The following is a 15,282-nucleotide window of genomic DNA, read 5'->3' as shown; positions in this document are numbered from 1 at the left end:
CCCAGCCGTATCAGGTACTGGGGTCAGCTTGAATGAATCAGTACTGCGGGATCTCTCAGTACTGCTCGGTCTCGGCGAACGACTCGTCGTCCCCGTCGCCGTAGGCGTCGGCGGCGGCGGTCGGGTCGAAACCGGGAGGGGAGTCCTTGAGGGACAGCCCCATGTCGTGCAGCTTCTGCTTGACCTCTTCGATGGACTTGGCACCGAAGTTGCGGATGTCCAGCAGGTCCTGCTCGGAGCGGGCGACGAGCTCGCCCACGGAGTGGATGCCCTCGCGCTTGAGGCAGTTGTAGGAGCGGACCGTGAGGTTCAGCTCCTCGATCGGCAGGGCCAGATCGGCGGCCAGCGCGGCGTCCGTCGGGGACGGGCCCATGTCGATGCCCTCGGCCTCGACGTTCAGCTCGCGGGCGAGGCCGAACAGCTCCACCAGGGTCTTGCCGGCGGACGCGACGGCGTCGCGCGGCAGCATGCAGTGCTTGGTCTCGACGTCCAGGATCAGACGGTCGAAGTCGGTGCGCTGCTCGACACGGGTCGCCTCGACCTTGTAGGTGACCTTGAGCACCGGGGAGTAGATGGAGTCGATCGGGATCCGGCCGATCTCCTGGCCCGGCTGCTTGTTCTGGGTCGCCGAGACGTAACCGCGGCCGCGCTCGACCGTCAGCTCCATCTCCAGCTTCGCCTTGCTGTTCAGCGTGGCGATCTTCAGGTCGGGGTTGTGCACCTCGACCCCGGCCGGCGGCGCGATGTCCGCGGCGGTGACGTCACCCGGGCCCTGCTTGCGCAGGTACATGACCACCGGCTCGTCGTGCTCGGAGGAGACGACCAGCTGCTTGAGGTTCAGGATGATGTCGGTCAGGTCCTCCTTGACGCCCGGCACGGTGGAGAACTCGTGCAGGACGCCCTCGACGCGGATGCTGGTGACCGCGGCGCCGGGGATGGAGGACAGGAGCGTGCGGCGGAGCGAGTTACCGATGGTGTAGCCGAAGCCCGGCTCCAGCGGCTCGATGACGAACCGGCTGCGGTACTCGTCCACCTGCTCTTCGGTGAGCGAGGGACGCTGTGCGATGAGCATGTGATGCTCGCTTTCTGTCGGGCCGACCGCTATTTGACGGCCATGACATAACGGACATACCCCCGAAGAGGCCGGAAGCCTCTTCGGGGGCTGCAGAGCTCTTACTTGGAGTAGAGCTCGACGATCAGCTGTTCCTGGACCTGCGTGTCGATCTGCTGACGGACGGGCAGGGTGTGCACCAGGATGCGCATCTTGTCGGAGACGACCTCGATCCAGCCCGGGACCTGGTGGGCCTCGGACTCGGCGCGGGCCACCACGAACGGGGTGAGCTCGGTGGACTTGCCGCGCACCTCGATGATGTCCTTCTCGGACACGAGGAACGACGGGATGTTCACCCGCTTGCCGTTCACCAGGATGTGGTTGTGGCGGATCGCCTGACGGGCGGCGTCACGGGACTTGGCGAAGCCGGCCCGGTAGACGACGTTGTCGAGGCGGCGCTCGAGCAGCGAGAGCAGGTTCTCACCCGTCTTGCCGGCCTTGCGGTTGGCCTCTTCGTAGTAGTTGCGGAACTGCTTCTCGAGCACACCGTAGATACGGCGGGTCTTCTGCTTCTCCCGCAGCTGGAGCTGGTACTCGGACTCCTTGGTCCGACCGCGGCCGTGCTCACCCGGAGGGTAGGGCCGGCTCTCGATCGGGCACTTGGCGCCCAGGCACTTGCTGCCCTTGAGGAACAGCTTGGTCTTCTCGCGACGGCAGAGCTTGCAGTCGGGACCGGTGTAACGAGCCATGTGTCTTTATCTCCTCGGCCTCAGACCCGGCGCCTCTTGGGCGGGCGGCAGCCGTTGTGCGGAACGGGGGTCACGTCCTGGATCGAGCCCACCTCGAGGCCGGTCGCCTGAAGCGAACGGATGGCGGTCTCGCGGCCCGAGCCCGGGCCCTTCACGAAGACGTCGACCTTGCGCATGCCGTGCTCCATGGCGCGGCGGGCGGCGCTCTCGGCGGCCTGCTGCGCGGCGTACGGGGTGGACTTGCGAGAGCCCTTGAAACCCACGTGGCCGGAGGAGGCCCAGGCGATCACGTTCCCGTTCGGGTCGGTGATGGAGACGATGGTGTTGTTGAACGTGCTCTTGATGTGGGCGTGCCCGTGAGCGACGTTCTTCTTTTCCTTGCGGCGCAGCTTCTTGGGCGCGCCCTGGCGGCTCTTAGGAGGCATTGCTCTTCTTTACTCCAGAGGTCATCGGACCGGTGGCGGGCGGGACGTGAGATCCCGGCCGGTCTACTTCTTGCCGGCCTTCTTCTTGCCGGCCACGGTCTTCTTCTTGCCCTTGCGGGTACGCGCGTTGGTCTGCGTGCGCTGACCGTGCACGGGAAGACCCTTGCGGTGCCGGATGCCCTGGTAGCACCCGATCTCGATCTTGCGGCGGATGTCCGCCTGCACCTCGCGGCGCAGGTCGCCCTCGATCTTGAAGTTGGCGTCGATGTAGTCGCGCAGCGGGATCAGCTCGGCGTCGGTGAGCTGGTGCACCCACATGTTGCCGTCGACCCCGGTGGCCTTGAGGGTCTCAAGGGCACGGGTGCGGCCGATGCCGAAGATGTAGGTCAGCGCGACCTCGATGCGCTTCTCGCGCGGGAGGTCGACACCAAGGAGACGTGCCATGTCGGGCAGTGTCCTTTCGATCGGCGGAGGTCCTACCTGCCGCGGCCCCGTCCCTGCCCAGGTCGGGCCCCGGCCTCCGACCGGGGGTCACTCGCCCGTATCCGTGCTGTGCGCTCGGACGTGGCGAACTGCGGCATGTTGTCAGTTGTGGCGGTGTGAACCGTGAAAAACGAGCCTCAGCCCTGACGCTGCTTGTGGCGCGGGTCCTGGCAGATCACCATGACGCGGCCGTGCCGGCGGATGACGCGGCACTTGGAGCAGATCTTCTTGACACTCGGCTTGACCTTCACTGGGTCTCCTAGCTGTTGAGCAGGGTCATCCCCGCCTGCCAGAGCGGGAAAGGCAACCCCAGTCGGCGATTCGTTTACTTGTACCGGTAGACGATCCGTCCCCGAGTCAGGTCGTAGGGAGAGAGCTCCACCACGACCCTGTCGTCCGGCAGGATCCGGATGTAGTGCATCCGCATCTTGCCGCTGATGTGCGCGAGGACCTTGTGCCCGTTGTCGAGTTCCACCTTGAACATCGCGTTCGGTAGGGACTCGATGACAACGCCCTCGATCTCGATGGCGCCTTCCTTCTTGGCCATGGCCTCCGCGCTTCGCTGATCGGTTTCGTCTGCCTCCCTGAAAACCCGCACCCCGACACCGTTCACGACGATGCCGGGAGAAGAGGCCTCTCAGGGCGTCCAGCCGCGTCCTGCGCCGTACGGCGGGACGTGATGGGATACGCCACAGCCACACGAAACATGTTCATGTCGCTTCGCTTCACGCGAGCATGGCGATCCGACACTGGACCGAATGACGAGTCTACGCGACGACCCCACCGATTGCGAAATCAGACGGGTACGGAGTGACGCCGCGCGACCGCCACCACCCTTACCGGCTTTCACACCACGCTCGGGCGTTGTACGTTTCAACCATGGCGGCTTATGACTTCGAACTGGTCCTCAGCAGACCAGTGTTCGAGCATGAGCTCGATCCATTGTTCGAACGGACCCAAGGATACGTCACCGTCGCCTGTGTGAGGTCCGCCGCCGAGGTGACCGGGCCCGGCCAGGCCAGGTGCCACTGGGACGCCCCCTCCCTGGCCGCGGCGATGATCGAGGTCATCGTCCGGGTGGAGACGGCGGTCCCCGGCGTCGTCATCCGGCGGGCCGAGGCCGATCCGCTGCTGGCCCTCAGGGAGATCGCCGAGCGGGTGGGCCGCACCTTCGAGTCGGTCCGGATGGCGAGCACCGGCCAGCGCGGCCCCGGAGGCTTCCCCCCGCCCGAGACCCACCGGCTGTGGCGCTGGTCCCGGGTCGCGGCCTGGTACGGGATCGCCGACCACGTCCTGGAGGAGGCGGGCCCCACCACCCGGGCCGTCAACGGCTGGCTCGCCCTGCGCGAGGTCGTCCCGGAGCTGGCGCCCGATCCGCGGGCCCTGGTCGCCGCGCTCACCCGTGCGGTCCGCGCCACCGCTTGACCGCGAGGCGCCTTCGCCGCCCTCAGCCGTCGTGCGAGCCGGGTGTCCCGAACAGGGTCTTCGCCAGCAGTACCGCGCCCCAGGGCCCGGCCACCCACAGGAACCAGGGGAAGAGCAGCTCGCCGTTGGCCAAGCAGACGATCAGCCAGACGGACAGGGTGACCATGTTGACCGTGCCCCAGGCGGCCCAACTGGCCCGCAGGCTCTGGCTCGGGCGCTGCAGCTCCCCCGGGACCCGCACCGCGGGAACAGAGTCCTTGGCCGCCGGAAGCGGCAGGTCGTAGAGGTCCTGGGCCGGGAGGTCGGCGGTGAGCTGTTGCAGTCCGCCCATGGTCCTGGTCTCGTAGACCGCATCCAGGCGCTCGTTCAGCTCTTCCTGGGTGAGGCGCCCCTGGGCGTAGTTCTCCCGCAGGATCTCCGCATACTGGTCACGGTCGCGGTCGGACGCCCGCATCTCAGGGTTTTGCGGCATCCGTACTCCCCCTAGGCGAAATGTTTGCTACTAGAGCAATTGTGCGATGCGTTCCTGCCAGCCCTCAAGTGCCGTCAGCACCTGGGGGCCCTCCGGAGTGATCGCGACCGTGTGCTCAAAGTGCGCCGAGGGCGCGCCGTCGACCGTGACGACGGTCCAGCCGTCCTCGAGTTCGTGGGTACCCGGCTCACCGAGGTTGATCATCGGCTCGATCGCGAACACCATGCCCGGACCCAGCTTCAGCCCGCCGCCGCGGCGGCCCACGTTGGGGATGAAGGGCTCCATGTGCATCTCGGTGCCGATGCCGTGCCCGCCGTAGCCCTCCACGATGCCGTAGCGGCCCTGAGAGCGAACGTAGGACTGCACCGCGTGCCCGATGTCCCCGAGGTTACCCCCGGCCTTGCAGGCGGCCATACCCCGCCACAGGGACTCTTCGGTGACCTCCAGCAGCTTCGCCACGTCCGGCGCCGCCTCGCCCACCGGGACGGTGACGGCGGCGTCCCCGTGCCAGCCGTCCACGATCGCACCGCAGTCGATCGAGACGATGTCGCCTTCCTCCAGGACCCGGTCGTCCCTGGGGATGCAGTGGACGATCTCCTCGTTGACCGAGGTGCACAGAGTGGCCGGGAAGGGGGTGATCGGTCCTGGTACGCCGATGAAGGATGGGATGCCGCCGTTGCCGCGGATGTTGTCCTCGGCCAGCCGGTCCAGGTCCTTGGTCGTGACACCCGGCTTGACCGCCGCCGCCACCAGCGCCAAGGTCTCGCCGACCAGCCGGCCGGCGACCCGCATGAGCTCGATCTGCTCAGGCGACTTCACCTGGATGCGCATCCGCCTTCTGAACACCCGTCCCCCCTACTGCCTGTCTTGTCCTACTACGGACGGAGCGCGGCGAGGGCACGCGCGGTGACCTCTTCCACCGTTCCGGCGGCTTCGATCCCCACGAGGATGCCCTCTTTCTCGTAGAACTCCACGAGAGGCTCGGTCTGTTCCTTGTAGACCTCGAGACGGTGCCGGACGACTTCTTCCTTGTCGTCGTCCCGCTGGAAGAGCTGACCGCCGCAGTCATCGCACACGTCGTCCCGGCCCTCGTCGAAGTCGACGTGCCAGATACGGCCGCACTGGCCGCAGGTACGGCGGCCGGAAAGGCGGCGGACGACCTCTTCCTCGTCCACCACCAGTTCAAGGACCTTGTCCAGGCCCTGGCCGGTCTCGGCCAGGATCTCGCGCAGCGTCTCCGCCTGGGGGACGTTGCGCGGGAAGCCGTCGAGCAGGAAGCCGCCCGCGGCGTCCGGCTGCGCGATCCGGTCCCGGACCATGGCGACCGTGACCTCGTCCGGTACCAGGTCGCCCTTGTCCATGTACTGCTTGGCGAGGACGCCGAGCTCGGTTCCGCCGCTCACGTTGGCGCGGAAGATGTCACCTGTCGAGATTTTCGGGATCGACAGATGGGATGCGATGAACTGGGCCTGAGTTCCCTTGCCCGCTCCCGGGGGGCCCACCAGCACGATGCGCACTAGCGGAGGAATCCTTCGTAGCTACGCTGCTGGAGCTGCGATTCGATCTGCTTCACGGTGTCCAACCCAACGCCGACGATGATCAGGATGCTGGTGCCACCGAAGGGGAAGTCGTTCGCGGCGTCGATGAGCGCGAACGCCACCATCGGGATGAGGGCGACCAGTCCCAGGTAGAGCGCGCCAGGAGCGGTGATACGGGTGAGCACGTAGTCGAGGTACTCAGCCGTGGGCCGCCCCGGACGGATACCGGGGATGAAACCACCGTACTTCTTCATGTTGTCGGCGACTTCAGTGGGGTTGAAGGTGATGGCCACATAGAAGTAGGTGAAGAAGATGATCAGCCCGAAGGTGACGGCCATGTTGACCGGGTTGTCCTGCTGCATGTACTTGAGCACGTACTTCGCGAGGAACTCGTTGTTCGGCCAGAGCTGGCCCGCCAGCTGCGGCAGGTAGAGCAGCGAAGAGGCGAAGATCACAGGAATGATGCCGGCCTGGTTGACCTTCAGCGGGATGTAGGTCGAGGTCCCGCCGTACATCCGGCGGCCGACCATCCGCTTGGCGTACTGCACCGGGATGCGCCGCTGGGCCTGCTCGACGAACACGACCGAGGCGACGATCGCCAGACCCACCAGGATCACGATCGTGAAGATGAAGCCGCCCTTGGTGCGGAAGATGTTCGCGAACTGCTGCGGGAACGTCGCGACGACCTGCGTGAAGATCAGGATCGACATGCCGTTGCCGATGCCCCGGTCGGTGATGAGCTCGCCCAGCCACATGATCACGGCGGTGCCGGAGGTCATCACGATCACCATCGTGATGACGGTGAACACATCGGTGTTGTAGAGCAGGTCCCCGGAGCTCTGGTCCTGGAACAGGTTGCCGGTGGCGGCCATGGCCACGATGCCGGTCGACTGCAGGATCGCCAGTCCGATGGTCAGGTACCGGGTGTACTGCGTGATCTTCGTGGTGCCGGCCTGGCCCTCCTTCTTGAGAGCCTCCAGGCGTGGGATCACCACGGTGAGCAGTTGGAGGATGATGCTCGCGGTGATGTAGGGCATGATGCCCAGCGCGAACACCGACAGCTTCAGCAGCGCGCCACCGCTGAACAGGTTGATCAGGGAGTACAGGTTCTTGTTGCTCCCGCTCTCGGCCGCGTCCAGAGCGGCCTTGACCGCGCCGACGTCCACTCCCGGGGTCGGGAGCAGCGACCCGATGCGGAAGATGAGGATCACAAAGAGCGTGAAGAGTATCTTCTTGCGCAGGTCGGGCGTCTTAAATGCCCTAGCGACAGCGGTGAGCACCATTCCTCCTGCGCGTTTCTACCTGGTCAGACACCATGGACCGAAGCCTTACGATGACGTGGCTCACAGTCGGAGCCCGTCGAATGCTAACAGCAGACGAAGCCGGGGCTGACCCTCCAACGTTGGACGGCCAGCCCCGGTTCCGCATGAATCAGACCTGCTCGACGGACCCGCCGGCAGCGATGATCTTCTCCTGGGCGGATCCGGAGAAGGCGTTGACCTTCACCTGGACCGCCACGGAGATCTCACCGGAGCCGAGGATCTTGACCGGACGGCCGGAGCGCACCGCGCCCTTGGCCGCCAGGTCCTCAGCGGTGACCTCGCCACCCGAGGGGTAGAGCTCGGCCAGCTTGTCCAGGTTGACCACCTGGAACTCGACCCGGTTCGGGTTCTTGAAGCCCTTGAGCTTCGGAACCCTGCGGATCAGCGGCATCTGGCCGCCCTCGAAGCCGACCGGCACGGTGTTACGGGCCTTGGTGCCCTTGGTACCGCGACCGGCGGTCTTGCCCTTGGACGCCTCGCCCCGACCCTTGCGGGTCTTCTTCTTGTTGGCGCCCGGAGCCGGCTTGAGGTCATGGACCTTCAGAGCCTCGCTCATGATTCGACCTCCTCCACCTTCACCAGGTGGGCAACGGTGCGGATCAGGCCGACGACCTCGGGCTTGTCCTCGCGAACGACGCTCTGGCCGATCTTCTTGAGGCCCAGGGTCCGCAGCGAGTCCCGCTGGTTCTGCTTCTCGCTGATCACGGACTTGATCTGCGTGATCTTCAGCTGGGTCATGACGTCACCTCGACCTTCGCGGCCTCCAGGCCGGCGGCACGGGCCCGCAGCATGGCGGCGGGGGCGACGTCCTCGATCGGCAGGCCGCGCTTGGCCGCGATCTCCTCCGGACGCTTCAGCTGCTTGAGCGCCGTCACCGTCGCGTGGACGATGTTGATGGCGTTCGAGGAGCCGAGCGACTTGGACAGGACGTCGTGGACACCGGCGCACTCCAGGACGGCGCGCACCGGGCCACCGGCGATGACACCGGTACCGGGGCTGGCCGGCTTGAGCAGCACGACGCCCGCGGCGGCCTCGCCCTGGGTGAGGTGCGGGATGGTGCCCTGGATCCTGGGGACCTTGAAGAAGTTCTTCTTGGCCTCTTCCACGCCCTTGGCGATCGCGGCCGGAACTTCCTTCGCCTTGCCGTAGCCGACGCCGACGGTGCCGTTGCCGTCACCGACGATCACGAGGGCGGTGAAGCTGAAGCGACGACCACCCTTCACGACCTTGGCGACGCGGTTGATCGCGACGACGCGCTCGATGTACGACGTGCCCTTGTCGGCGCCACCGCGGCGGTCATCACGACGTCCGTCACGGCCGCCCTGACGACGCTCGCCGCCCTGGCCGCCTCCGCGACTGGGAGCAGCTGCCATTAGTGGTTCCTCTTCTCAGACGTAATCGTGGGGGTCACAGTGCGAGACCCCCCTCACGAGCGCCGTCCGCGACGGCGGCGACGCGGCCGTGGTACTTGTTGCCCGCGCGGTCGAAGACGACGGCCTCGACGCCGGCGGCCTTGGCGCGCTCGGCGACCAGCTTGCCGACCTCACGCGACTTGGCGGTCTTGTCGCCCTCGGCGGCGCGCAGCGCGGCCTCCATGGTCGAGGCGGACGCGACCGTCTTGCCGACGGTGTCGTCCACGACCTGGACGAAGACGTGCTTGGTGGAACGGGTCACGATGAGCCGCGGGCGCGTAGCCGTGCCGACGACCTTCTTGCGGACCCGAAGGTGACGGCGCTTGCGGGAGGAGGCCCGCTTGCTCGTTCCCTTCCGGAACAGGCCCTTGGTGCCAGCCATGACTACTTACCAGCCTTTCCGACCTTGCGGCGGATCTGCTCACCCTGGTACCGCACACCCTTGCCCTTGTACGGGTCGGGCTTGCGCAGCTTGCGGATGTTCGCAGAGATCTCGCCGACCTGCTGCTTGTCGATGCCCTCGACCTTGAACAGGGTCGGCTTCTCCACCGTGAAGGTGATGCCTTCGGGGGCCTTCACCAGGATCGGGTGGCTGTAGCCGAGGGAGAACTCGAGGTCCCTGCCCTTGGCCACGACGCGGTAACCGACGCCCTGGATCTCGAGGGTCTTGACGTAACCCTGGGTCACCCCGACGATCATGTTGAAGATCAAGGTGCGGCTCAGGCCGTGCAGGCCGCGAACCGTGTTGATGTCATTGGGACGGGTGACCGTGATCACACCGTCGCTGAGCTCGGCCTTGATCGGCTCGGCGATCTTGTGCTCGAGAGTGCCCTTCGGGCCCTTGACCGTGACCAGCTGGCCATCGATCTTGACCTCGACTCCGCCGGGAACGGAGATCGGCAGACGTCCAATACGTGACATGTCTGATTCTCCTTCCGTTACCAGACGTAGGCGAGGACTTCGCCGCCCACGCCGCGCTTGCCGGCCTGCTTGTCGGTCATGAGGCCGGAGGACGTCGAGATGATCGCGACGCCCAGTCCGCCCAGGACCTTCGGCAGGTTGTCCTTCTTCGCGTAGACCCGGAGACCGGGCTTGGAAACGCGCTTGATGCCGGCGATGGAGCGCTCGCGGGTCGGCCCGAACTTCAGGTCGATCACGAGCTTCTTGCCGACTTCGGCATCCTCGACGTGCCACCCCGAGATGTAGCCCTCCTGCTGGAGGATCTCGGAGATGTGCGCCTTGATCTTCGAGTACGGCATCGCCACGGTGTCGTGGTATGCCGAGTTCGCGTTACGCAGACGCGTGAGCATGTCTGCGATCGGGTCGGTCATCGTCATGGCCTGCTGGCCCTCCCTCACTGCGGTTTCCAGCTGCCCCGGCCCACCCCTCGGGGGGGCATCGGGACCCTACGGACCTACAGCGTGGTCATGGGCGCCATCTGAGAATCGGGCGCCCGGTCTGTTGTACGTACGGTACGCGATCCGCACCGCGACCGCCGAATCGGCGGCCGCCATGCGTGATCTGCGTGTTCTTCCTACCAGCTCGACTTGGTGATGCCGGGCAGCTCGCCCCGGTGCGCCATCTCCCGGAAGCAGACACGGCACAGGCCGAACTTGCGGTAGACGGAGTGCGGCCGGCCGCAGCGGGAGCAGCGGGTGTAGCCGCGCACCTTGAACTTCGGCTTGCGAGCAGCCTTGGCGATCAGAGCGGTCTTCGCCATTCTCAGGCCTCCTTGAACGGGAAGCCGAGGAGCTTCAGGAGCGCCCGGCCCTCTTCGTCATTCGTGGCGGTCGTCACGACGGTGATGTCCATGCCGCGCTGCCGGTCGACCTTGTCGACGTCGACCTCGTGGAACATGACCTGCTCGGTCAGACCGAAGGTGTAGTTGCCGTTGCCGTCGAACTGCTTGGGCGACAGGCCGCGGAAGTCACGGATCCGCGGCAGCGCCAGGCTCAGCAGCCGGTCCAGGAACTCCCACATGCGGTCGCCGCGCAGCGTGACGTGCGCGCCGATCGGCATGCCCTCGCGCAGCTTGAACTGCGCGATGGACTTCTTGGCCCGGGCCACGGCCGGCTTCTGGCCGGTGATGGCGGTCAGGTCCTTGACGGCACCCTCGATCAGCTTGGCGTCGCGGGCGGCCTCGCCCACACCCATGTTCACCACGATCTTGGTCAGACCGGGGATCTGCATCACGTTGGCGTAACCGAACTGCTCCTGCATGGCAGTCCGGATCTCCTCGCGGTACCGCAGCTTGAGCCGCGGCTGCGGGATCTCGACGGAAGTCTCGGTCATAGTCAGATCTCCTTGCCGGTGCGACGCGAGATCCGGACCTTCTTGCCGTCTTCGTCGATGCGGTAGCCCACGCGAGTCGGCTTGCCGTCCTCGACCAGGGCGACGTTGCTGACGTGCAGCGGCGCCTCGACGGTGACGATCCCGCCGCCCTTGCCCTGGGCGTCCACCTTGGTGTTCTTCTTGATGAGGTTGGCACCCTCGACCGTGACGCGATCGCGCTTCAGGTCGACGGCGATGACCTTGCCGGTGGCGCCCTTGGACTTACCGGCGATGATGACGACCTCGTCGCCCTTGCGAATCTTCATTACAGCACCTCCGGCGCGAGCGAGACGATGCGCATGAACTTCTTGTCGCGCAGCTCGCGGCCGACCGGGCCGAAGATACGGGTGCCCCGCGGGTCCCCGCCGTCCTTGATGAGCACGGCCGCGTTCTCGTCGAAACGAATGTAGGAGCCGTCGGGACGACGGACCTCCTTACGCGTACGGACGACGACGGCCTTGACCACGTCGCCCTTCTTCACACCGGCCGCGGGAAGGGCGTCCTTCACCGTGGCGACGATGATGTCGCCGATGCCCGCATAGCGCCGACCAGAGCCACCGAGAACACGGATGCAAAGGATCTCCTTTGCACCGGTGTTGTCGGCGACCTTGAGTCGCGACTCCTGCTGGATCACTTCTAACTCCTGTGGGTTCTCACCGGTTCTCCACCCAGGGGTGGAGCCTGGTGGATTTGCCCCCGGGCCTGGCCCGAGGGGGAGTGCGGGGGGCGGAACATCACCCCCCGCAGTCTCCAGTTCTTGTGGCCGGTTTTACTTGGCCTTCTCGAGGATCTCGACGACGCGCCAGCGCTTGGTGGCCGACAGCGGACGGGTCTCCATCAGGCGGACCCGGTCGCCGACGCCGCACGCGTTGGCCTCGTCGTGAGCCTTGTACTTGGTGGTACGGCGGATGATCTTGCCGTACAGCCGGTGCTTGACGCGGTCCTCGACGGCGACGACGACGGTCTTGTCCATCTTGTCGCTGACGACCAGGCCCTCGCGGACCTTCCGGTTGCCCCGCACCTCGGTGCTCTCGGTGGTCTCGCTCACTTCTCGCCCTCCTCGGCAACGGTGACGATGCCGAGCTCGCGCTCCCGCATCACGGTGTAGATGCGGGCGATCTCACGCTTGACCGTCCGCAGCCGCCCGTGGTTCTCCAGCTGACCGGTAGCCGCCTGGAACCGGAGGTTGAACAGCTCCTCCTTGAATTCCTTCAGCTTGGTCACCAGCTCGTCCTCGGGCTGGGTGCGCAGGTCGTCGACGGTCTTGCTCGCCATTACTCGCCCACCTCCCTCTTCACGATCCGGCACTTCATGGGCAGCTTGTGGATGGCGCGGGTGAGCGCCTCACGAGCGATCTCTTCGTTCGGGTAGGACAGCTCGAACATGACCCGGCCGGGCTTGACGTTCGCGATCCACCACTCGGGCGAACCCTTACCGGAACCCATGCGGGTCTCGGCGGGCTTCTTGGTCAGCGGGCGGTCCGGGAAGATGTTGATCCACACCTTGCCACCACGCTTGATGTGACGGGTCATGGCGATACGAGCGGACTCGATCTGCCGGTTGGTCACGTAGTGACCCTCGACAGCCTGGATGCCGTACTCGCCAAAGGTCACCTTCGTACCGCCCTTGGCCATTCCCCGGCGCTTCGGGTGGTGCTGCTTACGGTGCTTGACCCTGCGAGGGATCAGCATGGAATTCAGCTCCCCTCAGGCGCCTGGGTCGCCTCGGGGGCGGCCGGCGCGGTGTTCTCTGCGTTCTGCTGACGGGGGGCGCGCTCGCCACCGCCGCGGCGGGCACCGCCGCGGGCCGGACGCTCGCCACCCCTGCCGCGGCGGTCGCCACCGCGGCGCTCGCCGCCGGCACCGGCGCCGGCGCGCTGGGCGGCGGCCCGCTGCTCGCGCTCGGCGCGGGTCGCGGCGGCGTCACCCTTGTAGATCCAGACCTTCACGCCGATACGGCCGAAGGTGGTCCGGGCCTCGTAGAAGCCGTAGTCGATGTCCGCGCGCAGGGTGTGCAGCGGCACCTGGCCCTCGCGGTAGAACTCCGACCGGGACATCTCGGCGCCGCCCAGACGACCGGAGCACTGGACCTTGATGCCCTTGGCGCCGGACTTCATCGTGGACTGGATCGCCTTGCGCATGGCGCGACGGAACGCGACACGGCTGGACAGCTGCTCGGCCACGCCCTGGGCGACCAGCTGCGCGTCCATCTCGGGGTTCTTGACCTCGAGGATGTTCAGCTGGACCTGCTTGCCGGTCAGCTTCTCCAGGTCGCCGCGGATGCGGTCGGCCTCCGCGCCGCGGCGGCCGATGACGATGCCCGGCCGGGCGGTGTGGATGTCGACGCGGACGCGGTCACGGGTGCGCTCGATCTCCACCTTGGAGATGCCCGCCCGGTCCATGCCCTTGGTGAGCATGCGCCGGATCGCGACGTCTTCCTTGATGTAGTCCTTGTAGAGCTTGTCGGCGTACCAACGGCTCTTGAAGTCGGTCGTGATGCCCAGGCGGAACCCGTGCGGGTTGATCTTCTGCCCCACTACCGGGCCCTCCTTGTCTTCTTGACCGGCGCGCCGTCCTCGACGGATTCGAGAACCACGGTGATGTGGCTGGTGCGCTTGTTGATGCGGTACGCACGACCCTGGGCACGCGGACGGAACCGCTTCAGGGTCGGGCCCTCGTCAACCCAGGTGCGGGCCACGACGAGCGTGTCCTGCGGCAGGTTGAAGTTGTGGGTGGCGTTGGCGATGGCGCTGTCGAGCACCTTGCCGACCGGCTCGCTGGCTGCCTGGGGGGCGAAGCGCAGCACAGCCTGAGCCTCCGCGGCCGGCAGGCCACGAATGAGGTCCACCACACGGCGGGCCTTCCTGGGCGTGACGCGGATGAACCGCGCCTGGGCCCTGGCTTCCATGACTGTTCCTCTCATCTGATTGCTGCGCTCAGCCTCGGCGGCTGCGGCGGTCTTCCTTGACGTGGCTGCGGAACGTGCGGGTGAGCGCGAACTCGCCCAGCTTGTGCCCGACCATCGCCTCGCTGATGAACACCGGGACGTGCTTGCGGCCGTCGTGCACGGCGATCGTGTGACCGATCATCTCCGGCACGATCATGGAGCGCCGCGACCACGTCTTGATGACGTTGTGGGTCCCCTTCTCGTTCTGGACTTCCACCTTTTTCATCAGGTGGTCGTCCACGAAGGGCCCCTTCTTCAGGCTACGTGGCATGACGACTCCTACCGCTTCTTGTTGCTGCGACGACGGACGATCAGCTTGTCGCTGGGCTTGCCGGGCTTACGGGTCCGGCCTTCCTTCTGGCCCCACGGGCTGACCGGGTGGCGTCCACCGGAGGTCTTGCCCTCACCACCACCGTGCGGGTGGTCGATCGGGTTCATGGCCACACCACGGACGGTCGGGCGCTTGCCCTTCCACCGCATACGGCCGGCCTTGCCCCAGTTGATGTTGGACTGCTCGGCGTTGCCGACCTCGCCCACCGTCGCGCGGCACCGGACGTCGACCTTGCGCATTTCGCCGGACGGCATGCGCAGCGTGGCGTACATGCCCTCCTTGGCCAGCAGCTGCGCGCCGGAACCGGCGGAGCGGGCCAGCTTGGCGCCGCCGCCCGGACGCAGCTCGATCGCGTGCACCACGGTACCGGCCGGGATGTTGCGCAGCGGGAGGCAGTTGCCGGGCTTGATGTCGGCGCCGGCGCCGTTCTCCACCGCGTCACCCTGCCGCAGGCCCTGCGGGGCCAGGATGTAGCGCTTCTCACCGTCCGCGTAGTGCAGCAGCGCGATGCGCGCGGTCCGGTTGGGGTCGTACTCGATGTGCGCGACCTTGGCGGGAACGCCGTCCTTGTCCGCCCGACGGAAGTCGATGAGGCGGTAGGCGCGCTTGTGCCCGCCACCCTGGTGGCGGGTGGTGATGCGGCCGTGGTTGTTACGGCCGCCCTTCTTGGGGAGCGGTCGCAGCAGCGACTTCTCCGGCTCGCTGCGCGTGACCTCGACGAAGTCGGCCACGCTGGAGCCACGACGACCCGGAGTCGTCGGCTTGTACTTACGGATGCCCATCTTTTTCGTTCATCC

General features: G+C 66.6%; 28 protein-coding genes. 1 reads left to right on the top strand and 27 read right to left on the bottom strand.

Annotated features, from left to right (window positions below; all coding sequences use genetic code 11):
• Positions 1-55: 55 nt before the first annotated feature.
• The 6 genes from ABGB12_RS27390 to infA form a co-directional block, all read right to left on the bottom strand.
• Positions 56-1,072 (bottom strand): DNA-directed RNA polymerase subunit alpha, encoded by a 1,017-nt coding sequence (locus ABGB12_RS27390; protein ID WP_347682341.1) that lies wholly within the window; start codon positions 1,070-1,072, stop codon positions 56-58.
• A gap of 101 nt (positions 1,073-1,173) precedes the next feature.
• The gene (gene rpsD / locus ABGB12_RS27385; RefSeq protein ID WP_347682340.1) at positions 1,174-1,800 is read right to left on the bottom strand and encodes a 30S ribosomal protein S4; all 627 of its coding nucleotides are present in this window, start codon (positions 1,798-1,800) and stop codon (positions 1,174-1,176) included.
• Positions 1,801-1,820: 20 nt separating this feature from the next.
• Positions 1,821-2,225: a 30S ribosomal protein S11 gene (gene rpsK / locus ABGB12_RS27380; protein WP_123670007.1), complete on the bottom strand. Its 405-nt coding sequence runs from the start codon at positions 2,223-2,225 to the stop codon at positions 1,821-1,823.
• A 63-nt stretch (positions 2,226-2,288) separates the two neighbouring features.
• On the bottom strand, positions 2,289-2,669 hold the full coding sequence (gene rpsM, locus ABGB12_RS27375) for a 30S ribosomal protein S13 (protein WP_347682339.1): 381 nt from the start codon (positions 2,667-2,669) through the stop codon (positions 2,289-2,291).
• A 176-nt stretch (positions 2,670-2,845) separates the two neighbouring features.
• The gene (rpmJ, locus tag ABGB12_RS27370; protein WP_106402415.1) at positions 2,846-2,959 is read right to left on the bottom strand and encodes a 50S ribosomal protein L36; all 114 of its coding nucleotides are present in this window, start codon (positions 2,957-2,959) and stop codon (positions 2,846-2,848) included.
• A 74-nt stretch (positions 2,960-3,033) separates the two neighbouring features.
• Positions 3,034-3,255: a translation initiation factor IF-1 gene (infA, locus tag ABGB12_RS27365; protein WP_106402414.1), complete on the bottom strand. Its 222-nt coding sequence runs from the start codon at positions 3,253-3,255 to the stop codon at positions 3,034-3,036.
• A gap of 332 nt (positions 3,256-3,587) precedes the next feature.
• On the opposite strand from infA, the gene ABGB12_RS27360 reads away from it, so the two are divergent.
• Complete coding sequence (locus ABGB12_RS27360) at positions 3,588-4,133, top strand: hypothetical protein (RefSeq protein ID WP_347682338.1); 546 nt, start codon at positions 3,588-3,590, stop codon at positions 4,131-4,133.
• 22 nt (positions 4,134-4,155) lie between these two features.
• Here ABGB12_RS27360 and ABGB12_RS27355 read toward each other — a convergent pair whose 3' ends face one another.
• From ABGB12_RS27355 to rplB, 21 genes are all read right to left on the bottom strand, one after another.
• A complete protein-coding gene (locus ABGB12_RS27355) occupies positions 4,156-4,605 on the bottom strand; it encodes a DUF1707 domain-containing protein (protein ID WP_347682337.1) in 450 nt (149 codons plus the stop codon).
• A 30-nt stretch (positions 4,606-4,635) separates the two neighbouring features.
• On the bottom strand, positions 4,636-5,451 hold the full coding sequence (gene map / locus ABGB12_RS27350; protein WP_347682336.1) for a type I methionyl aminopeptidase: 816 nt from the start codon (positions 5,449-5,451) through the stop codon (positions 4,636-4,638).
• 29 nt (positions 5,452-5,480) lie between these two features.
• Positions 5,481-6,122 (bottom strand): adenylate kinase, encoded by a 642-nt coding sequence (locus ABGB12_RS27345; protein WP_347682335.1) that lies wholly within the window; start codon positions 6,120-6,122, stop codon positions 5,481-5,483.
• Entirely contained in the window at positions 6,122-7,423 is a 1,302-nt protein-coding gene (gene secY / locus ABGB12_RS27340; protein WP_347682334.1) for a preprotein translocase subunit SecY, read from the bottom strand. Before secY ends, ABGB12_RS27345 begins: the two co-directional genes overlap by 1 nt.
• A gap of 151 nt (positions 7,424-7,574) precedes the next feature.
• Entirely contained in the window at positions 7,575-8,021 is a 447-nt protein-coding gene (gene rplO / locus ABGB12_RS27335) for a 50S ribosomal protein L15 (protein WP_347682333.1), read from the bottom strand.
• Entirely contained in the window at positions 8,018-8,203 is a 186-nt protein-coding gene (rpmD, locus tag ABGB12_RS27330; protein WP_347682332.1) for a 50S ribosomal protein L30, read from the bottom strand. The genes rplO and rpmD overlap by 4 nt, the downstream gene beginning before the upstream one ends.
• Positions 8,200-8,838, bottom strand: a complete 639-nt coding sequence (rpsE, locus tag ABGB12_RS27325) for a 30S ribosomal protein S5 (RefSeq protein WP_347682331.1) — start codon at positions 8,836-8,838, stop codon at positions 8,200-8,202. Before rpsE ends, rpmD begins: the two co-directional genes overlap by 4 nt.
• Positions 8,839-8,872: 34 nt before the next feature.
• Positions 8,873-9,259: a 50S ribosomal protein L18 gene (gene rplR / locus ABGB12_RS27320; protein ID WP_347682330.1), complete on the bottom strand. Its 387-nt coding sequence runs from the start codon at positions 9,257-9,259 to the stop codon at positions 8,873-8,875.
• Between the two features lie 2 nt (positions 9,260-9,261).
• A complete protein-coding gene (gene rplF, locus ABGB12_RS27315) occupies positions 9,262-9,798 on the bottom strand; it encodes a 50S ribosomal protein L6 (RefSeq protein ID WP_347682329.1) in 537 nt (178 codons plus the stop codon).
• A 17-nt stretch (positions 9,799-9,815) separates the two neighbouring features.
• Positions 9,816-10,214 (bottom strand): 30S ribosomal protein S8, encoded by a 399-nt coding sequence (gene rpsH, locus ABGB12_RS27310; RefSeq protein WP_347682328.1) that lies wholly within the window; start codon positions 10,212-10,214, stop codon positions 9,816-9,818.
• Positions 10,215-10,411: 197 nt separating this feature from the next.
• Positions 10,412-10,597 carry a type Z 30S ribosomal protein S14 gene (locus ABGB12_RS27305; protein WP_106402403.1) on the bottom strand — a complete coding sequence of 62 codons (186 nt, stop codon included), beginning with the start codon at positions 10,595-10,597 and terminating at the stop codon, positions 10,412-10,414.
• 2 nt (positions 10,598-10,599) lie between these two features.
• Positions 10,600-11,169, bottom strand: a complete 570-nt coding sequence (gene rplE, locus ABGB12_RS27300; RefSeq protein ID WP_347682327.1) for a 50S ribosomal protein L5 — start codon at positions 11,167-11,169, stop codon at positions 10,600-10,602.
• 2 nt (positions 11,170-11,171) lie between these two features.
• On the bottom strand, positions 11,172-11,474 hold the full coding sequence (rplX, locus tag ABGB12_RS27295; RefSeq protein WP_347682326.1) for a 50S ribosomal protein L24: 303 nt from the start codon (positions 11,472-11,474) through the stop codon (positions 11,172-11,174).
• A complete protein-coding gene (gene rplN, locus ABGB12_RS27290; protein ID WP_106402400.1) occupies positions 11,474-11,842 on the bottom strand; it encodes a 50S ribosomal protein L14 in 369 nt (122 codons plus the stop codon). Before rplN ends, rplX begins: the two co-directional genes overlap by 1 nt.
• Positions 11,843-11,977: 135 nt before the next feature.
• Positions 11,978-12,256, bottom strand: coding sequence for a 30S ribosomal protein S17 (gene rpsQ / locus ABGB12_RS27285; RefSeq protein ID WP_106402399.1), 279 nt, complete (start codon positions 12,254-12,256; stop codon positions 11,978-11,980).
• The gene (rpmC, locus tag ABGB12_RS27280) at positions 12,253-12,483 is read right to left on the bottom strand and encodes a 50S ribosomal protein L29 (RefSeq protein ID WP_347682325.1); all 231 of its coding nucleotides are present in this window, start codon (positions 12,481-12,483) and stop codon (positions 12,253-12,255) included. Before rpmC ends, rpsQ begins: the two co-directional genes overlap by 4 nt.
• The gene (gene rplP / locus ABGB12_RS27275; protein ID WP_106402397.1) at positions 12,483-12,899 is read right to left on the bottom strand and encodes a 50S ribosomal protein L16; all 417 of its coding nucleotides are present in this window, start codon (positions 12,897-12,899) and stop codon (positions 12,483-12,485) included. Before rplP ends, rpmC begins: the two co-directional genes overlap by 1 nt.
• A 5-nt stretch (positions 12,900-12,904) precedes the next feature.
• Positions 12,905-13,744 carry a 30S ribosomal protein S3 gene (gene rpsC, locus ABGB12_RS27270; RefSeq protein WP_347682324.1) on the bottom strand — a complete coding sequence of 280 codons (840 nt, stop codon included), beginning with the start codon at positions 13,742-13,744 and terminating at the stop codon, positions 12,905-12,907.
• Complete coding sequence (gene rplV / locus ABGB12_RS27265; protein ID WP_347682323.1) at positions 13,744-14,115, bottom strand: 50S ribosomal protein L22; 372 nt, start codon at positions 14,113-14,115, stop codon at positions 13,744-13,746. Before rplV ends, rpsC begins: the two co-directional genes overlap by 1 nt.
• Before the next feature lie 28 nt (positions 14,116-14,143).
• Positions 14,144-14,425 carry a 30S ribosomal protein S19 gene (rpsS, locus tag ABGB12_RS27260; protein ID WP_347682322.1) on the bottom strand — a complete coding sequence of 94 codons (282 nt, stop codon included), beginning with the start codon at positions 14,423-14,425 and terminating at the stop codon, positions 14,144-14,146.
• A gap of 8 nt (positions 14,426-14,433) precedes the next feature.
• Entirely contained in the window at positions 14,434-15,267 is an 834-nt protein-coding gene (gene rplB, locus ABGB12_RS27255; protein WP_347682321.1) for a 50S ribosomal protein L2, read from the bottom strand.
• Positions 15,268-15,282 lie beyond the last annotated feature (15 nt).

The sequence above is a fragment of the Actinocorallia sp. B10E7 genome (assembly GCF_039871655.1).
In the GTDB taxonomy this organism is placed as follows: Bacteria; Actinomycetota; Actinomycetes; order Streptosporangiales; family Streptosporangiaceae; genus Actinocorallia.
This window is presented reverse-complemented; position numbering and strand designations above follow the sequence as displayed.